The sequence below is a fragment of the Candidatus Binatia bacterium genome (genome assembly GCA_036382395.1).
Classification (GTDB): Bacteria; Desulfobacterota; Binatia; order HRBIN30; family HRBIN30; genus JAGDMS01.
This window is the reverse complement of record DASVHW010000207.1, coordinates 1-13335: the sequence shown is the minus strand read 5'-3', so window position 1 is coordinate 13335 and position 13335 is coordinate 1. Positions and strand designations below refer to the sequence as shown.

Sequence of the window (13335 nt, the reverse complement as noted above, 5' to 3'; positions counted from 1 at the left end):
GCACCTACGAACACACGTGAGCACAACGGCACTGTGGTCCAATTGCGGCTACACTCTCCCCGGCGCACTTCGCAATGCACGCTCGGCGGCCGCCAGGTCTTCCGGCGTACCGAGATCGCTCCAGAAACCTCGCACCGGGCAGGCGCGCACGACACGGCCGTCGGCAATCATCGCGGTGATCGCCTGCGGCAGCTCGTACTCCCCGCGTGGCGAGGGGCGCAGCTGCTCGGCGTAGCTGAAGATGAGCGGCGTGAGGATGAAGATGCCGGCGTTGTTCCAAGGGGTGCGCGAGGAGCCGCGCGGAGGCTTCTCGATCAGATCAGTGACACGCCAGTCGCTGTCCACGTACACCGCCGCGCCCCGCCACGGATCGGCGGTCGCATTGACCGTGAGCATCACGTCGCACGGTGTCCGACCATATTCCGCAACCAGGACCGCATACTGCTCGGGCTCCACCACGATGTCGCCCCACGAAAGGAGGAACGGACCTCCGCTGACAGCTTCCCGCGCCAAGAGCAAAGCCCGGGCAGTGCCATCGGGCTGGGTTTGAGACCGATAGGTCAGCCGGAGGCCCCAGCGTTCACCGGTTCCCAGGTGAGACTCGATTTGCTCTCCCAGGTATCCGGTGATGACGACGACCTCACGGATGCCGGCCGCTCGCAGGCCGGTGAACACATGGTCGATGATCGGGCGGCCACTCAACGGGAGGAGAGGCTTCGGGAGGTTGCCCGTCAGCGCTCCCATACGGGTCCCTAGGCCGGCGGCAAGAATGACGGCGGTCACCTGCAACTCCAGTTCATGTGCTGGAATAGTAACGGCGCTGTCGTGGAAACGCGAGGACAAAATCAGAGAGCAGTCATGGACTTCGGTTCACCGTGCAAGCCTTGTTTGCTACAGTCGCAACGCGATGCGTGCGCTCTCTTGGGATGGTACCAGAGCAGAGGTGGCGGATCATCCGCGACCTGTGCCCGCTGCGGGCATGGCGCTCGTGCGCGTCAGTATCGCGGGCATCTGCAACACCGACCTCGAAATCACCAAGGGCTACATGGGCTTTCGCGGCATACTCGGCCACGAGTTCGTCGGCATGGTCGAAGACGGCCCGGCCGAGTGGCGCAACAGGCGGGTGGTCGGTGAGATCAACTTCGCTTGCGGGAATTGCGCCATGTGCGGGCGCGGGTTTCAGCGCCACTGTCCGCATCGGCGGGTGATGGGGATCCTGGGAGCGGATGGCGCCTTCGCCGAGTTGGTCGCCGTCCCGGTGGCCAATCTCCACCTTGTCCCCGATGCAGTTGCGGATGACGCGGCAGTGTTCACCGAACCGCTTGCCGCCGCGTTTGAAATTCTCGAGCAGGTGCCATTACGGCCCGGCCTCGACGCCATCGTGCTCGGCGACGGCAAGTTGGGTTTGCTCGTCGCTCAGGTACTGCATCAGGCGGGTGCACGGGTACTGGCGGTGGGCAAACACGACGATAAGCTCGCCATCCTCCGGGAACGTGGCATCACCACGCGCACCGTCCAGAACTGGACCGGCGCGGCCGCTGATCTGGTGGTGGAAGCCACCGGCTCGGCCATCGGTTTTGCAATCGCCGTGAAGGCCGCCCGCCCGCGCGCAACGCTGGTGCTGAAAAGCACTTCCGCGGAGCAGCCTCGAGTCAACCTTGCACCCCTGGTGATCAACGAGATCACCGTGATCGGCTCGCGTTGCGGAAGTTTTCCTCCGGCACTGCATGCTTTGGAAGCTGGCAGCATCGACGTGCAATCATTGATCGCGGCCCGGTTCCCGCTGCGTGATGGCGTGCGGGCACTACAGGCCGCCGCGTCGCCCGGCGTACTGAAGGTGCTGCTGCAGATCAGTCCTGAGTCCTGAGCCGCGAGCGGCTGAATCGTCCGCGGTAGGCAGTGGAGGCCTGCCGCGGTGAGGCGGCGCGCCAATGCGTCGCCCTCCTCCACGCCGCGGCAGCGGGTGCCGGGTCAGCGCCACCAGTCAACCGTTGCTTCGCCGCTGGAATCAGGGAATGATTCCGTCCATGGTAGCCGTGTGGATGATCTTGGTTGGGGCACTCGCCGGTGTGCTGTCGGGCATTCTTGGAGTGGGTGGCGGAATCATCGTCATTCCACTGCTGGTCCACTTCTTCCGCATGTCACAGCACCAAGCGCAGGGGACCTCGCTGGCGATGCTGTTGCCACCCATCGGCATCTTGGCGTTTCTGGGGTACTACCGAGCCGGCCATGTCAATCTGGCGTGGGCGATGTTCATCTGCCTCGGGTTCGTCTTCGGCGCCGGCGCGGGTGGGTACGTCGCCCAATACATTTCTGATCCCTGGCTGCGGCGCGTTTTCGCCGTGTTCTTCATCTTCATCGGCACGCGCATGTTGATCTGGCCGTGAATCACTCGGCGCGTGCCGGGGTGGAGTATCTCCTGATCGGCCGCACATCGGCCGGTTCACCGATGATCTCGAAGGTGCTCCCAAGCCGAATGTCCGCCGAGGAACTCCCGATCATCACCTCGATCGTCCCCGGCTCAACCATGAACCTCATGCCGCGGTCGTAGAACCCGAGCTGACTGACGGCAAGGTCGAAACTCACGGTCTTCTGCTGGCCGGGTCCCAATTCGACGCGCTTGAATCCCTTCAACTCTTTGACCGGGCGGGTCACGCTTGCCGCCGCATCGTGAACGTAGAGCTGGACCACCTCGTCACCGGCGCAGCCACCGGCGTTGGCAACGGTGACGCCAATCCTCACGCTGCCGGTAGCCTCCACCTGCTGCGGGTAGATCTCGATGTTGCGATACTCGAAGCGGGTGAAGCTCAGTCCGTGCCCGAAGGGGAACAACGGCTGGCTGCTGGTGCCGAGGTAATCTCCTTTCCAGTTCGTGCGGCCTCCGGACGGCTTGTGATTGTAGTAGACGGGAACCTGGCCGACCGTTACCGGCAGCGAGATCGGCAACCGGCCCGCCGGGTTGTAGTCACCGAACAACACGTCGGCAACGGCGGTCCCACCTTCTTCTCCCGGCAGCCACGCGTCGAGCACGGCGGGAACATGCTCCGCAATCCATGGCAGCGCTAGCGGGCGGCCGTTGATCAGCACCACAACCACGGGTGTCCCGGTCGCAACAACCGCCTCGACCAAAGCCTGCTGCACTCCTGGCAGCCCCAGCTGGGCACGATCGATCGACTCACCGCTGGTACAGCCATCGACGAGACCGGACCTGTCTCCCACCACCACAACCGCGACCTGGGCTTTTCGCGCCGCATCGATCGCCTCGGCAAAGCCTTGCGTGGAGCCGCCGAGAACGTCGCAACCCGGGGCTGCGTGCACGGTCGTCCGCGGTGACACCTTCCCCTTGATTCCCTGCAACACACTCGTCATGCACACGAAGTACTGAGCGAGATTCACGCTGCCGTCCGCACGCGGAGACGGGTCCGTTTCCTTGATCGCTCCTAATGTGGGTTCGAGATGGGCAGGATAGTGATAGTCGCCTTGCAGAAGGCGGACGCTGTCCGCACTGGGGCCAATGACCGCGATGGACGTGAGGGACTTCTTGAGCGGCAACAGATTGCCGTCATTCTTCAGCAACACGATCGACTTCTGTGCGATGCGGTACGCCAGGGCGCGCTGCGCGGACGTATCGAAGACAGCCTCCGCTACGGCAGGGTCGACATACGGCTGCTCGAACAGGCCGAGTTGCATCTTCATCCTGAGCAGCCGGCTCACCGCCGCGTCCACGAGTGCCATGTCTACGGTCCCGGCTGCGAGCGCCTGACGGAGCGGTTCGCCGTAACAGTGGCTGGCCGGCAACTCGACATCCAGCCCGGCTTCCAGAGCCTGCCGGGCGGCATCGCTCTCGTCGCGGGCGATGCCGTGATAACTGAGGAGCATCGGGATGGTGAAGTAATCCGTCACCACGACACCATCGAAACCCAGTTCGCCGCGCAAGAGGTCAACCAGCAGTTCCTTGGAGCAGCCGAGCGGCACGCCGTCGATCTCGTGGTAAGCGTTCATCACCGAGGCCAGCTTGGCTTCCGTGATCGCTGCGGCGAAAGGGGTCACGTAGATCTCCAGCAACTCGCGCTTCGGAATGTGCGCCGGGGCCCAGTTCATACCGCCCTCGGACGCAGCGTAGCCGACGAAGTGTTTACCGGTGGCCACGATGCCGTGGGCGAGATCGGACCCTTGCAGCCCGCGGATGTAGGCAACCCCCATCTGCGAGATCACGTACGGGTCCTCGCCAAACGTCTCCTCGGTCCGGCCCCAGCGCGGATCGCGCGCCACATCCAGCACCGGAGCCAGGGCGTGATGCGCGCCCACAGCTCGCATCTGGGTGCGGATGACGCGCGTCATCTCCTCGATCAGCTCCGGTTCCCAGGTGCTCGCCAGACCGATCGCCTGCGGGAAGCACGTGGCACCGCGGGCCACGTATCCGGCACAGCTCTCCTCGTGAATGATCGCCGGGATGCGCAGCCGGGTGTGCTCGACCAAGAACCGCTGGATGGCATTGGCTAACCTAGCGCTGTCGGCGGGTCCGAGCACCGTCGCCCCGCCGATGCGCGTGATGTGGCCGATGCCGTGAGCCAGCTTCTCGGCGGCCTGGGCAGTGGAGAAGGCGCCGTGCTGGTCCAGCAAGCTGCTCGACCAGACGCCGCCCATCTGCGCCAGTTTCTCATCCAGCGTCATGCGGGAGAGCAGGTCCTTGACCCGTGCCTCCAACGGCTGCCGGGGATCCAGATAGAGCGCTTGTTCGCTACTCACCGACTCCTCCGTCTCGCAACGTCACCAGCGCTACTGGCTTGACAAATATCTCCGGCTGCGGATTCTTCCCAACCAAGGAGGACACGTATGGCTGTGGACGATTTTCGCTGGGAACTGTTTCGCCCCCGTCTCCAACTGCCGTCCATACCGTACCACGGTTTGCTCCAGCATACAGTCGATCGATTCCCGGAGAAGATTGCGACCGTCTTCCGGTCACAGAAGCTCACCTTCCGCGAGATCGACGGACTGAGCAACAGCCTGGGCCGGGCGCTACATGATCTGCATGTCACCAAGGGCGATCGCGTGGCGTTGTTCATGACCAACCGTCCCGAATACCTCATCAGTTTCGAGGCGGCCGCAAAGATCGGAGCGGCGGTGACGCCGTTGAATCCGGCATACCGGGAGGCGGAAGCGGAGTACCAGCTCGGCGACTCCGAAGCCTGCGTCGTCATCGTCCACGAAGACAAGCTCCCCCTCATCGAGGCGATTCGCGCCAAGTTGCCCGCCCTCAAACACGTGATCATCGTGGGCAACGAGCGACGGCCCGGCACCTTGAATTTCTACGATCTCGTCCGCGGAACGAGCGCAGATCAGCTGCCGCCGGTCGAGCTGGATGTCGAGCGAGACCTCATCGCCCTGCCCTACTCCAGCGGCACGACCGGCTTACCGAAGGGCGTGATGCTGACGCACCGCAATCTCGTCGCCAACGCGATCCAAGCGGCCGCGGCCGGACGCGTCACCGAGCGTGACACCCTCCTCATCTTCCTGCCCTTCTACCACATCTACGGCACCATGCTGATGGGAAAGGCAGTCGCCACGGGGGCAACGCAGGTCATCATGGAGCGTTTCGATCCGTTGACCACCCTCGCACTCATCCGCGAGCACCGCGTCACCCTGCTGTATGCCGTACCACCGGCGCTTCTGGCGTTGACCCGCGTCCCTGATCTGAAGAAGCACGACCTTTCGAGCCTGCGCTACATGATGTCCGGCGCCGCGCCCTTACCACCCGAGGTTGGCAGACGCGTACAGGAATTGACCGGGGTCACCGTCTTGCAGGGATACGGTCTGACCGAGGCAGCACCGATCACTCACCTCAACCCGGTCGACAATCCGGAGCTGATCCGTCTCGAATCGATCGGCTGGGGCGTCTCCGAGCAAGAGGACAAGATCGTCGACATCGAAACCGGCACACAGGAGATGGGCATCGATCAGATGGGTGAGCTGGTGGTGCGGGGCCCGCAGGTCATGAAGGGATACTGGAAAGCGCCGGAGGAGACGGCGCGGGCGCTGCGTGACGGCTGGCTGTTCACCGGTGACATCGCGCGCAAGGACAAAGACGGTTTCGTGTACATCCTCGATCGCAAGAAGGAGATGATCAAGTACAAGGGTTTCGGCGTCGCGCCGGCGGAATTGGAGGCCCTGTTGCATGAGCATCCCGCCGTCGCCGACTGCGCCGTCGTACCGCAACCCGATGAAGAGGCCGGAGAGATCCCGAAGGCCTTCATCGTCTTGAATAAGGGCGCAACTGCCACCGCCACCGACCTCATGCGTTTCGTGGAGAGCCGTGTCGCCGGCTACAAGCGCATCCGCGCCGTCGAGTTCATCGATGAGATTCCGAAGAACGCGTCCGGCAAGATCCTGCGCCGCGTCTTGAAGCAGCGGGGGCAAGGTCAGCCCACGTCCGTCAATTGACGTCGCCAACACAGAACGTTACAAGGGCACACGTGAGGTCCTCGCCGAACTGCATGAACGAAAAACTCGTGTCGGTATTCCCGGCTGTACAGCATCGCCATGCTGACGGCGACATCGTCACCGTGACGTTGCGGCGTAAGGATGGCAACTACAGCGCCGACTGCCTGGGTTGTCAGACGCGATTCATCTATCAAAAGCCGGCGCCCAGCCAGCAGACCCACCACAAGTCTCCACTGCTACCCGAGGTCAAGGGCAACTTCGACAACAGCGAAGGGTAACGCTGACTGTCCTGGGCGAGAGCCTACACCCAGCCGACAGAGCACCGTGCCGCTGGCATCCGTCCGCAGTGGCAGCGGCAGATCCTCAGTTGGCTTTCCGAGAAGTACACCTGCGTCATTGCTGCCCGCGGCACCAATAGCACTCAGGAAGCAATTGTCAGGGCCAGCAGCGGCGAGGCCCCTCTGCGTGAAGCTGGATCCATCTGTTCTCCCCCCTCGGCGTCAAAGTTCGAAAATCGATGCTTATGACGCTGGCGCTGCGTAAAGGGTCAAGAGATAGCCGCCAGTCGCATTCACTTCGTCACAGATTATGACGGCCGCTCCTCCGCAGAGGGTAACACCCTGGAGAACCGGAAGGTCTTTGCCATCGCAAGGTCCGTCACCGTTCAGTCCAAGCTGTTGGCCGTCAATTGAAACAACGGCGAATATGTCGAGTCGGAGAGGCACGCTCGTTATTGCGTCGATTCCCCCCGTCTGTCCGACTACGGTGTGGTGCGCGCCCTGAAAGTGGAGGCTGGCAATCGATAACAGGCGACCAATCCAAGCACGGCTAGTAGGATTGGTATCGTCTTAGTCATCTCATATGAGAGACCGCAGTGGGGCTCACTCGCACCTCCGGCCACTCTCAAGACCTCAGCTAATGCACTTCTCGGTCCTTGCCTCGCCGCAGGAGCAGCATCGGGATCACGAGCCCAAGCCAGAACGAATCCGTCGCCGGACCGTTGATGATCTGGCAGCCGCTGCTCGTGGGTGTCGATGCACCCGCACTGATGCCCGAGGGCGCTGCCCCACTCCGACCCGTCGTCACAATGACTTCACCGTCCGCGCCGGCAACAGTGATCGCATTGCCGCGCTCATCGGAACCGTAGATGTTGAGCGCGACTAGCGGATAGGGGCCTTGGGGGGCGTCGCTGGCAACAGTAACCGTACAGGAGTACAGCAGCGCTCCGTCTGAAATAACGGTCTGGCCAGACCCGGCCGGACTATAGAAAAGCGCCCGCAGCGAAGAGCTGAAGGAATAGAATCCCCCGACTAGCGGGGGGAGATCGGAAGAAACCTTGCAGTCGTGGACGACGACAGGCGAATCGAAGGAGATATCGTTTTGGATACCAGCAATCTGCTGCCCCGCTGTCGTTAGATGAACGGTAATCGTTGCCTCGCCGCCAGCAGGGATTGATGCCGAGCTGATCTCCAGGCACGGCACTCCAGGGGGGCATTGGAAGGTCGGGGCTTTTGTTGGTGTCACCGTCGCGGTTGGTACCGGGGTGGGGGTCGTCGGCGTGTAGCCGGCCGGGCGACATGGACCGTTGATGTTCCCAACGGCGATGCCACTCGGGTTGGCGGTGACCTCAAACTGTGCGACCATAGATTGCGTCTCGGTGTCGACAGCGAAGACGAAGGGCGACTGCGCGAACGCGACGTAGACGAGACTTGATTCCGGCGCAACGGCGAGAATAGGCCGCCCAGACACCGCTACTGTCCCCAGCGGAATCGTCTGCACCGCTTTCGTTTGCACGTCGATGGCGGCCAACGCGCCAGGCGCGACACTGTACAGGTGCGAACCGTCCGGGCTCAACGCGATATATGGGCCGACGTTTTCAAACTGGTCGACAACTGTGTGGCTGGTAAGATCCAGCACCAACACGCCTTCGTATTGGGGCCAGACCGCCACGTAGGCACGCTGCCCATCAGGGCTCAGCAGGACCGTCAGCGGTTCCGTATCTGCTGGTAGATTTGGCGGGAAGGCAATCGTGTCCGTGAGTCTGCCGCTTGCCGTATCGTTGATCCCAACGGAGCCACCGCACCCCGGAGTAAACAGCTCGGTACCATCGGAACTGAGCGCGAATCCAAGGGGTGGATCACAATATTGGCGAGCGTCGATCCATCTCACGAACTCCCCGGCGCTCAAATCGACGACGTCCACGCCACCTTTATCGTAGTCAGTGAGGTACGCAAACCGACCGTCCGAACTCACCACGACGGTTCCACTGTACCCTGGAAGCGGGATATCCTTGACCACCGTGTACGCCGCCGTCTCCAGCACGGAAAGAGCGGGTCCCGTTGCCCCGTCTCCCATGCTCACGTCCAGGCTCAGCGCGTAGATCGCTTGTCCCTTCGGATCGATCGCAACAGCAACGGGATGTCCCATGTAAATGTCCGCGACCTTCGCTTGCGACATGACATCAATGACTGCCGTTTCGACGGTCATTTCACCATTCCCCGGGCTGACGACATAGGCGCACATGTCGGCTCGCGTGGCGCGCGGAATCGTGAGTGCCAACGCCGCTAGCACATACAGTGCGGTGCGATGAACCGGTCGAGTCAAAGCCATAGTCCTTCCTTTATGGTACTATATTGCAGGCTGGCGAAACATCAACCTGGCCTGCACCCAGAGTGGAGTCGAGAATCTTGCCGCCCTGAGAGCTGATGACCAGGCCCTCTGGTGTGAACGGGTAGCTGCCACTAGCCCTCGGAAGCACTTCGAATTGACATTCCAGGACCGTCCCGTCTTCCAGGACTGCGCTGTTCTCATCGAGATCCGCAACAATGACGCGCAGCCGACCAGTATCTATCTGCGTTGAGAGGGAGGCGACGACCGATGTATACACTTCCCCGAGATAGCCGGGTGTAACCACCGCGCACGCATCCTGTGGCTTCGGTACGGCGAACGCGGTCGAGTCGTACAGAATATCGACCTGTAGGCCACCTACATCTGCGGCTGAGGTGTTGAGGGTCAGCGGCACGTTGACAATTGTGCCGGCGCACTGCGAACTGGAGCCCAACGCCAGGATAGAAGGACCAGCGTCGGCGACGGCCAGCGACCCACCAGCCAGGCATTGCCCAGCCCCAAGATTGAGACACGTGCTGTCTTGGCTCTGCTGTCCTGTGCCTGTGTAAGCAAGCCTGCTCCTTACGAATGTGCAAGTCAACCATAATCATACAGCACAATCATACAACGCGCGGCCTGCCTCGCCAGGCCTGGCCGGGGCGCACGTGGACATCGGGGCGTACGATGCGCAATAGCCCCCGGAAGGCTGGCGCCGGTGTCACCCGGTCGGTAGCAAGCAACGAAACGTGCAGTGGCCCCACGCACCGATGCCGCGCCAACTGGTTGAGTCATCATTTGCTTCGTCTCGTGCGAACAGCGCCGGCAGCCAAGCGAGGGTCACGAACTGCGGCTGATCGTAGCACTTGAGCAGGATCAGCCAGGAGAAAGCAAAGGATGCAGCGCCCACCAACGCCGCGGAGCGCGACATGCCGAGGCGGCGGCAGAGGGCGAAGAGGCCCAGGCCCGCGATCGCGTCGTGCAGAACGGTGGTGCAGAACCATGCGCCACCCGGATCGAGGACGAGGTACAAGGCGTTGAGCGAGTAGGCGCAGCCAGCCTGCAGCGTTGCAAGGAGAGGCGCGCCCAAGGCCTGATACGGATTCCACAATGGCGGGCCACCGTCCTGCCATTGTGTTGCTCCTTCACGGATCAGCGGCGTCCAGTACATCAGCGCATCAACATTCAGCGGTGCCTCGATGCGTGTCCCCGTCGCCTGCCACACGCGCGACCACCAGACGAGCGCGCATCCGACCAGCAGCCGTACCGGTGCACCAAGTGACGATGCACACAGCCGCTCACCGGTACGCTGATCAGGAGCAACGGGCCGTGGCACAGGTACGGTCAGCCGACACGACTTGGAAAGGGGAGCAATGGACGCGAGCAGGGCACGGACGACAACCATCCGGCACGGAGGTTAAACCCGGGCTGCGCACCGTGTCAACGCTGCACAACGGGCCTGTCGCTGCACAACGGGCCTGTCGGCGGGCGAGACCCGACGCGGGGCGACCACGTGAAGCACACACCCACTCGCGCCTCGCCACGAGACGCGCTGTCTTATTCAGGGATACGGATGACGGAGACGCGCAGACCTTTTGAGGTCCAGCTCACGTCGTAACCGATCTGCAGGCCTTCGTACAGGTCATCGAAGCGCCGGTGTGAGCCGATCATGGTCACATAGGCAAATATGAACGGAATCTCGCGGCCGCTGGCTGCCCGAACCGTTCCCCGCTGCGCACCGCGCTGCAGCGCGCACACAATCCCATGATAGTACTTATCGCCGTTACCGGCCGGTCCAGCCGAGTTGTCGTCGCTCATGGTCCCCTGCTAGTGAACCACAGAAGCGGCAGCGCGCGCCACTTCCGTCAGTCGATCGGTCCCCACGCGAACGACGAAATCCCCGAAGTGTTCCCCCTTCTGCCGCTCCTGACGATAGAACTCGGCCAAGGCGGAAATGACCCCGGGAACCTCTTCTTCGGGGAAGCGGCCGGAGATGCGTCGTCCGATCGCGGCAGCATGCTCCCCGACACGGCCGCCGACCAGCATCGAGTAGTGCGGGTGGTTCTCTCCGTCCTCGCCCTTTAGTGATAGGCCGGTCAGCCCGATGTCGCCGATGTGATGTTGGCCGCAGGAATTCGGGCAGCCGCTGATCTTGATGCGGAAGACGCCCAGATCTTCCACCCGGCCATTGGTCGCCATCAGGTGCAACCGAATAGCCGCGGCCATGCCCATGGAGCGGCTGACCGCCAAGCTGCAATAGTCGGCGCCGGGGCACGAGGTAACGTCGGTGATATGCAAAGCATCAGCGGCGCCCAGCCCGATGTCGCAGAGGCGGCGATAGAACTCCTCCAGGCGCCCGCCCGGAATCCACGGCACCATGAGGTTCTGATCATTTGTCGCCCGCAGCTCTCCAGACCCGAGCTCCCGAGCCAGCTGACCCAGGGCGCGAAACTGCTTGCTGGTCACATCCCCCAACGGCAACTGCACGGCGGCGCCGTAATATCCGTCTTGTTTCTGCGCAAAGGTGTTTGTGCGCACCCAGTGCGCCAACTGCGGCGTGCCTCCCGCTGGCAGCGCCGAGGGAGCGTCGTGGGGCGTACTCGCCCGGTAGCCGGCGACGATCTCGGCCAGCTCGGCGCGCAGGGCAGCGCCTTGCTGCTCCTCCACCTGCAAGTACAGGCGATCCACCTCCGCCATGAACCGCTCGATGCCCAGGCGCTGGAAGAGGTACTTCATCCGTGCCTTCTTGCGGTTCTTGCGTTCGCCGCTGCGGTGCTGCAGGCGCACGATGGCTTCGGCCATGAGCAGCGTGTCCTCGGCGGGAATGAAGTCACGGATCGGGCGCGCCAGAAACGGCTGCGAGCCCAGACCGCCACCGGCGTGGACGCTGAATCCCCGCTGGCCGTCACGCACGTGCGGGAAGTACGCAATGTCATTCACCGGCGCTTGGATGCAGTCGTCGGCGCACGTGGAAAACGCGATCTTGAACTTTCGTGGCAGCGTCAGGTTGAGCGGATGAAAAAGGAAGTACTCATGCACCGCCACGACGTACGGCGTGACGTCGAATGCTTCGGCCGGCCAGACGCCGCTGTGCGCACAGCCGGTGACGTTACGCACGCTGTCGGCGCACGCGCCGCGGGTGGTGATGCCGACCGCGTGCAAGCGCTCGTAGATCTCGACGACGTTGGCGAGGTCGATCCAGTGCATCTGCACGTCCTGCCGGGTGGTCACGTGAATGATGCCGCGCGCGTACTCGTCGGCGATGTCCGCCAGCACGTCGACCTGCGCCGGGGTCACCAGGCCGCCGGGCAGCTTGATGCGCTGCATGTGGCTGGTATGGTCCAATTGATAGTACAGGCCATAGCTCAGGCGCACGGGCCGGAACTCGTCACCGCTCATCTTCCCCTGACGGAAGCGTTCGATCCGCTCGCCGTGCCCGTGCAGGGCGGCGCGAAAGTCTGCGTCGCTCGGTCGCATCGATTGCACTTCTGATCCTCGATTCATGGATATAGAAGGTCTATTATCGACTTGCCGGGGGCGAATCAAGCTGGGTAGGCCTACCGCCCAGAGCCACTATGGGCTCCTCGCTGCCCGTAGGGCTGCTTGACTCTCGACCGTAGACTGAGTTTTTCAAGGAGACGCGCATGGAAGTTTTCAAGAACGCTTTGGCAACGGCGGCATTTTCGCCGGAGAAGATGAAGAAGGTCAATCTCTTCGACACGGAACGCATGTTTTGCGACGTATATGGGCTGCATCCCGGTCAGGCGCAGAGCGCGCACGCACACGCCGGCTCGGACAAGGTCTATTTCGTCCTCGACGGCATCGGTGCCTTCCGCATCGGCGACGAGGAACGTGAAGTCGGCACCGGCTGCGCCGTCCTGGCACCGGCCGGGACGGCGCACGCTGTCCGTAATCCCGGACCGGCCCGCCTGACGCTGCTCGTATTCATGGCCCCGAAGCCAGGGGCTTGAGGTGACTGCAACTCAAATGCCCCGACTTCCAGACCTCAAGCTCGACCAGCGGTTGCGGGCTAACCGAGCGGATGTTACACATCCAAGGGTACTTTCCTGCTGTAACAAGGAGCGACAAGGCAATGATGATTCCTGCGACCCAGCTTCGCGCTGGGATGATTGTAAAGCATCAGAACGGCCTCTTCCGGCTCATGAACGTCGTCCACATCACGCCGGGAAACTGGCGCGGCATGGTGCAGACGAAACTGCGGAACCTGCGTTCCGGAACCCAAACCGAGAACCGCTTCCGATCGGAGGACAAGGTCGAGCGCGTCACCTT

Annotated in this window: 12 protein-coding genes; 6 read left to right on the top strand and 6 right to left on the bottom strand. The window is 62.8% G+C overall.

Features of this window, described 5'->3' with window-relative positions; translation table 11 throughout:
- Nucleotides 1–48: 48 nt before the first annotated feature.
- Entirely contained in the window at nt 49–783 is a 735-nt protein-coding gene (locus VF515_09455; protein ID HEX7407860.1) for a sugar phosphate nucleotidyltransferase, read from the bottom strand.
- 160 nt (nt 784–943) lie between these two features.
- Here VF515_09455 and VF515_09450 point away from each other — a divergent pair, with 160 nt between their 5' ends.
- Both VF515_09450 and VF515_09445 read left to right on the top strand, forming a co-directional pair.
- Nucleotides 944–1867, top strand: a complete 924-nt coding sequence (locus VF515_09450) for an alcohol dehydrogenase catalytic domain-containing protein (protein HEX7407859.1) — start codon at nt 944–946, stop codon at nt 1865–1867.
- A gap of 160 nt (nt 1868–2027) precedes the next feature.
- Nucleotides 2028–2387 (top strand): sulfite exporter TauE/SafE family protein, encoded by a 360-nt coding sequence (locus VF515_09445; GenBank protein ID HEX7407858.1) that lies wholly within the window; start codon nt 2028–2030, stop codon nt 2385–2387.
- A 1-nt stretch (nt 2388) separates the two neighbouring features.
- Here the strand turns inward: VF515_09445 and VF515_09440 are convergent, their stop codons facing one another.
- The gene (locus tag VF515_09440; GenBank protein HEX7407857.1) at nt 2389–4749 is read right to left on the bottom strand and encodes a glycoside hydrolase family 3 N-terminal domain-containing protein; all 2361 of its coding nucleotides are present in this window, start codon (nt 4747–4749) and stop codon (nt 2389–2391) included.
- 87 nt (nt 4750–4836) lie between these two features.
- On the opposite strand from VF515_09440, the gene VF515_09435 reads away from it, so the two are divergent.
- Both VF515_09435 and VF515_09430 read left to right on the top strand, forming a co-directional pair.
- Nucleotides 4837–6441 carry a long-chain-fatty-acid--CoA ligase gene (locus VF515_09435; protein HEX7407856.1) on the top strand — a complete coding sequence of 535 codons (1605 nt, stop codon included), beginning with the start codon at nt 4837–4839 and terminating at the stop codon, nt 6439–6441.
- A 53-nt stretch (nt 6442–6494) separates the two neighbouring features.
- Nucleotides 6495–6719, top strand: coding sequence for a hypothetical protein (locus VF515_09430; GenBank protein HEX7407855.1), 225 nt, complete (start codon nt 6495–6497; stop codon nt 6717–6719).
- A gap of 637 nt (nt 6720–7356) precedes the next feature.
- On the opposite strand, the gene VF515_09425 is transcribed toward VF515_09430, so the two are convergent.
- The 4 genes from VF515_09425 to VF515_09410 form a co-directional block, all read right to left on the bottom strand.
- Entirely contained in the window at nt 7357–9051 is a 1695-nt protein-coding gene (locus tag VF515_09425) for a hypothetical protein (GenBank protein ID HEX7407854.1), read from the bottom strand.
- Nucleotides 9052–9766: 715 nt separating this feature from the next.
- Complete coding sequence (locus tag VF515_09420) at nt 9767–10270, bottom strand: hypothetical protein (GenBank protein ID HEX7407853.1); 504 nt, start codon at nt 10268–10270, stop codon at nt 9767–9769.
- Nucleotides 10271–10602: 332 nt separating this feature from the next.
- The gene (locus tag VF515_09415; protein ID HEX7407852.1) at nt 10603–10863 is read right to left on the bottom strand and encodes a hypothetical protein; all 261 of its coding nucleotides are present in this window, start codon (nt 10861–10863) and stop codon (nt 10603–10605) included.
- A gap of 9 nt (nt 10864–10872) precedes the next feature.
- On the bottom strand, nt 10873–12522 hold the full coding sequence (locus VF515_09410) for a nitrite/sulfite reductase (GenBank protein ID HEX7407851.1): 1650 nt from the start codon (nt 12520–12522) through the stop codon (nt 10873–10875).
- Between the two features lie 167 nt (nt 12523–12689).
- Between VF515_09410 and VF515_09405 the strand changes: the two genes are divergently transcribed.
- Both VF515_09405 and VF515_09400 read left to right on the top strand, forming a co-directional pair.
- On the top strand, nt 12690–13016 hold the full coding sequence (locus VF515_09405) for a cupin domain-containing protein (GenBank protein HEX7407850.1): 327 nt from the start codon (nt 12690–12692) through the stop codon (nt 13014–13016).
- A 122-nt stretch (nt 13017–13138) separates the two neighbouring features.
- The coding region (locus VF515_09400; GenBank protein ID HEX7407849.1) for an elongation factor P at nt 13139–13335 on the top strand (197 nt) is incomplete at its 3' end.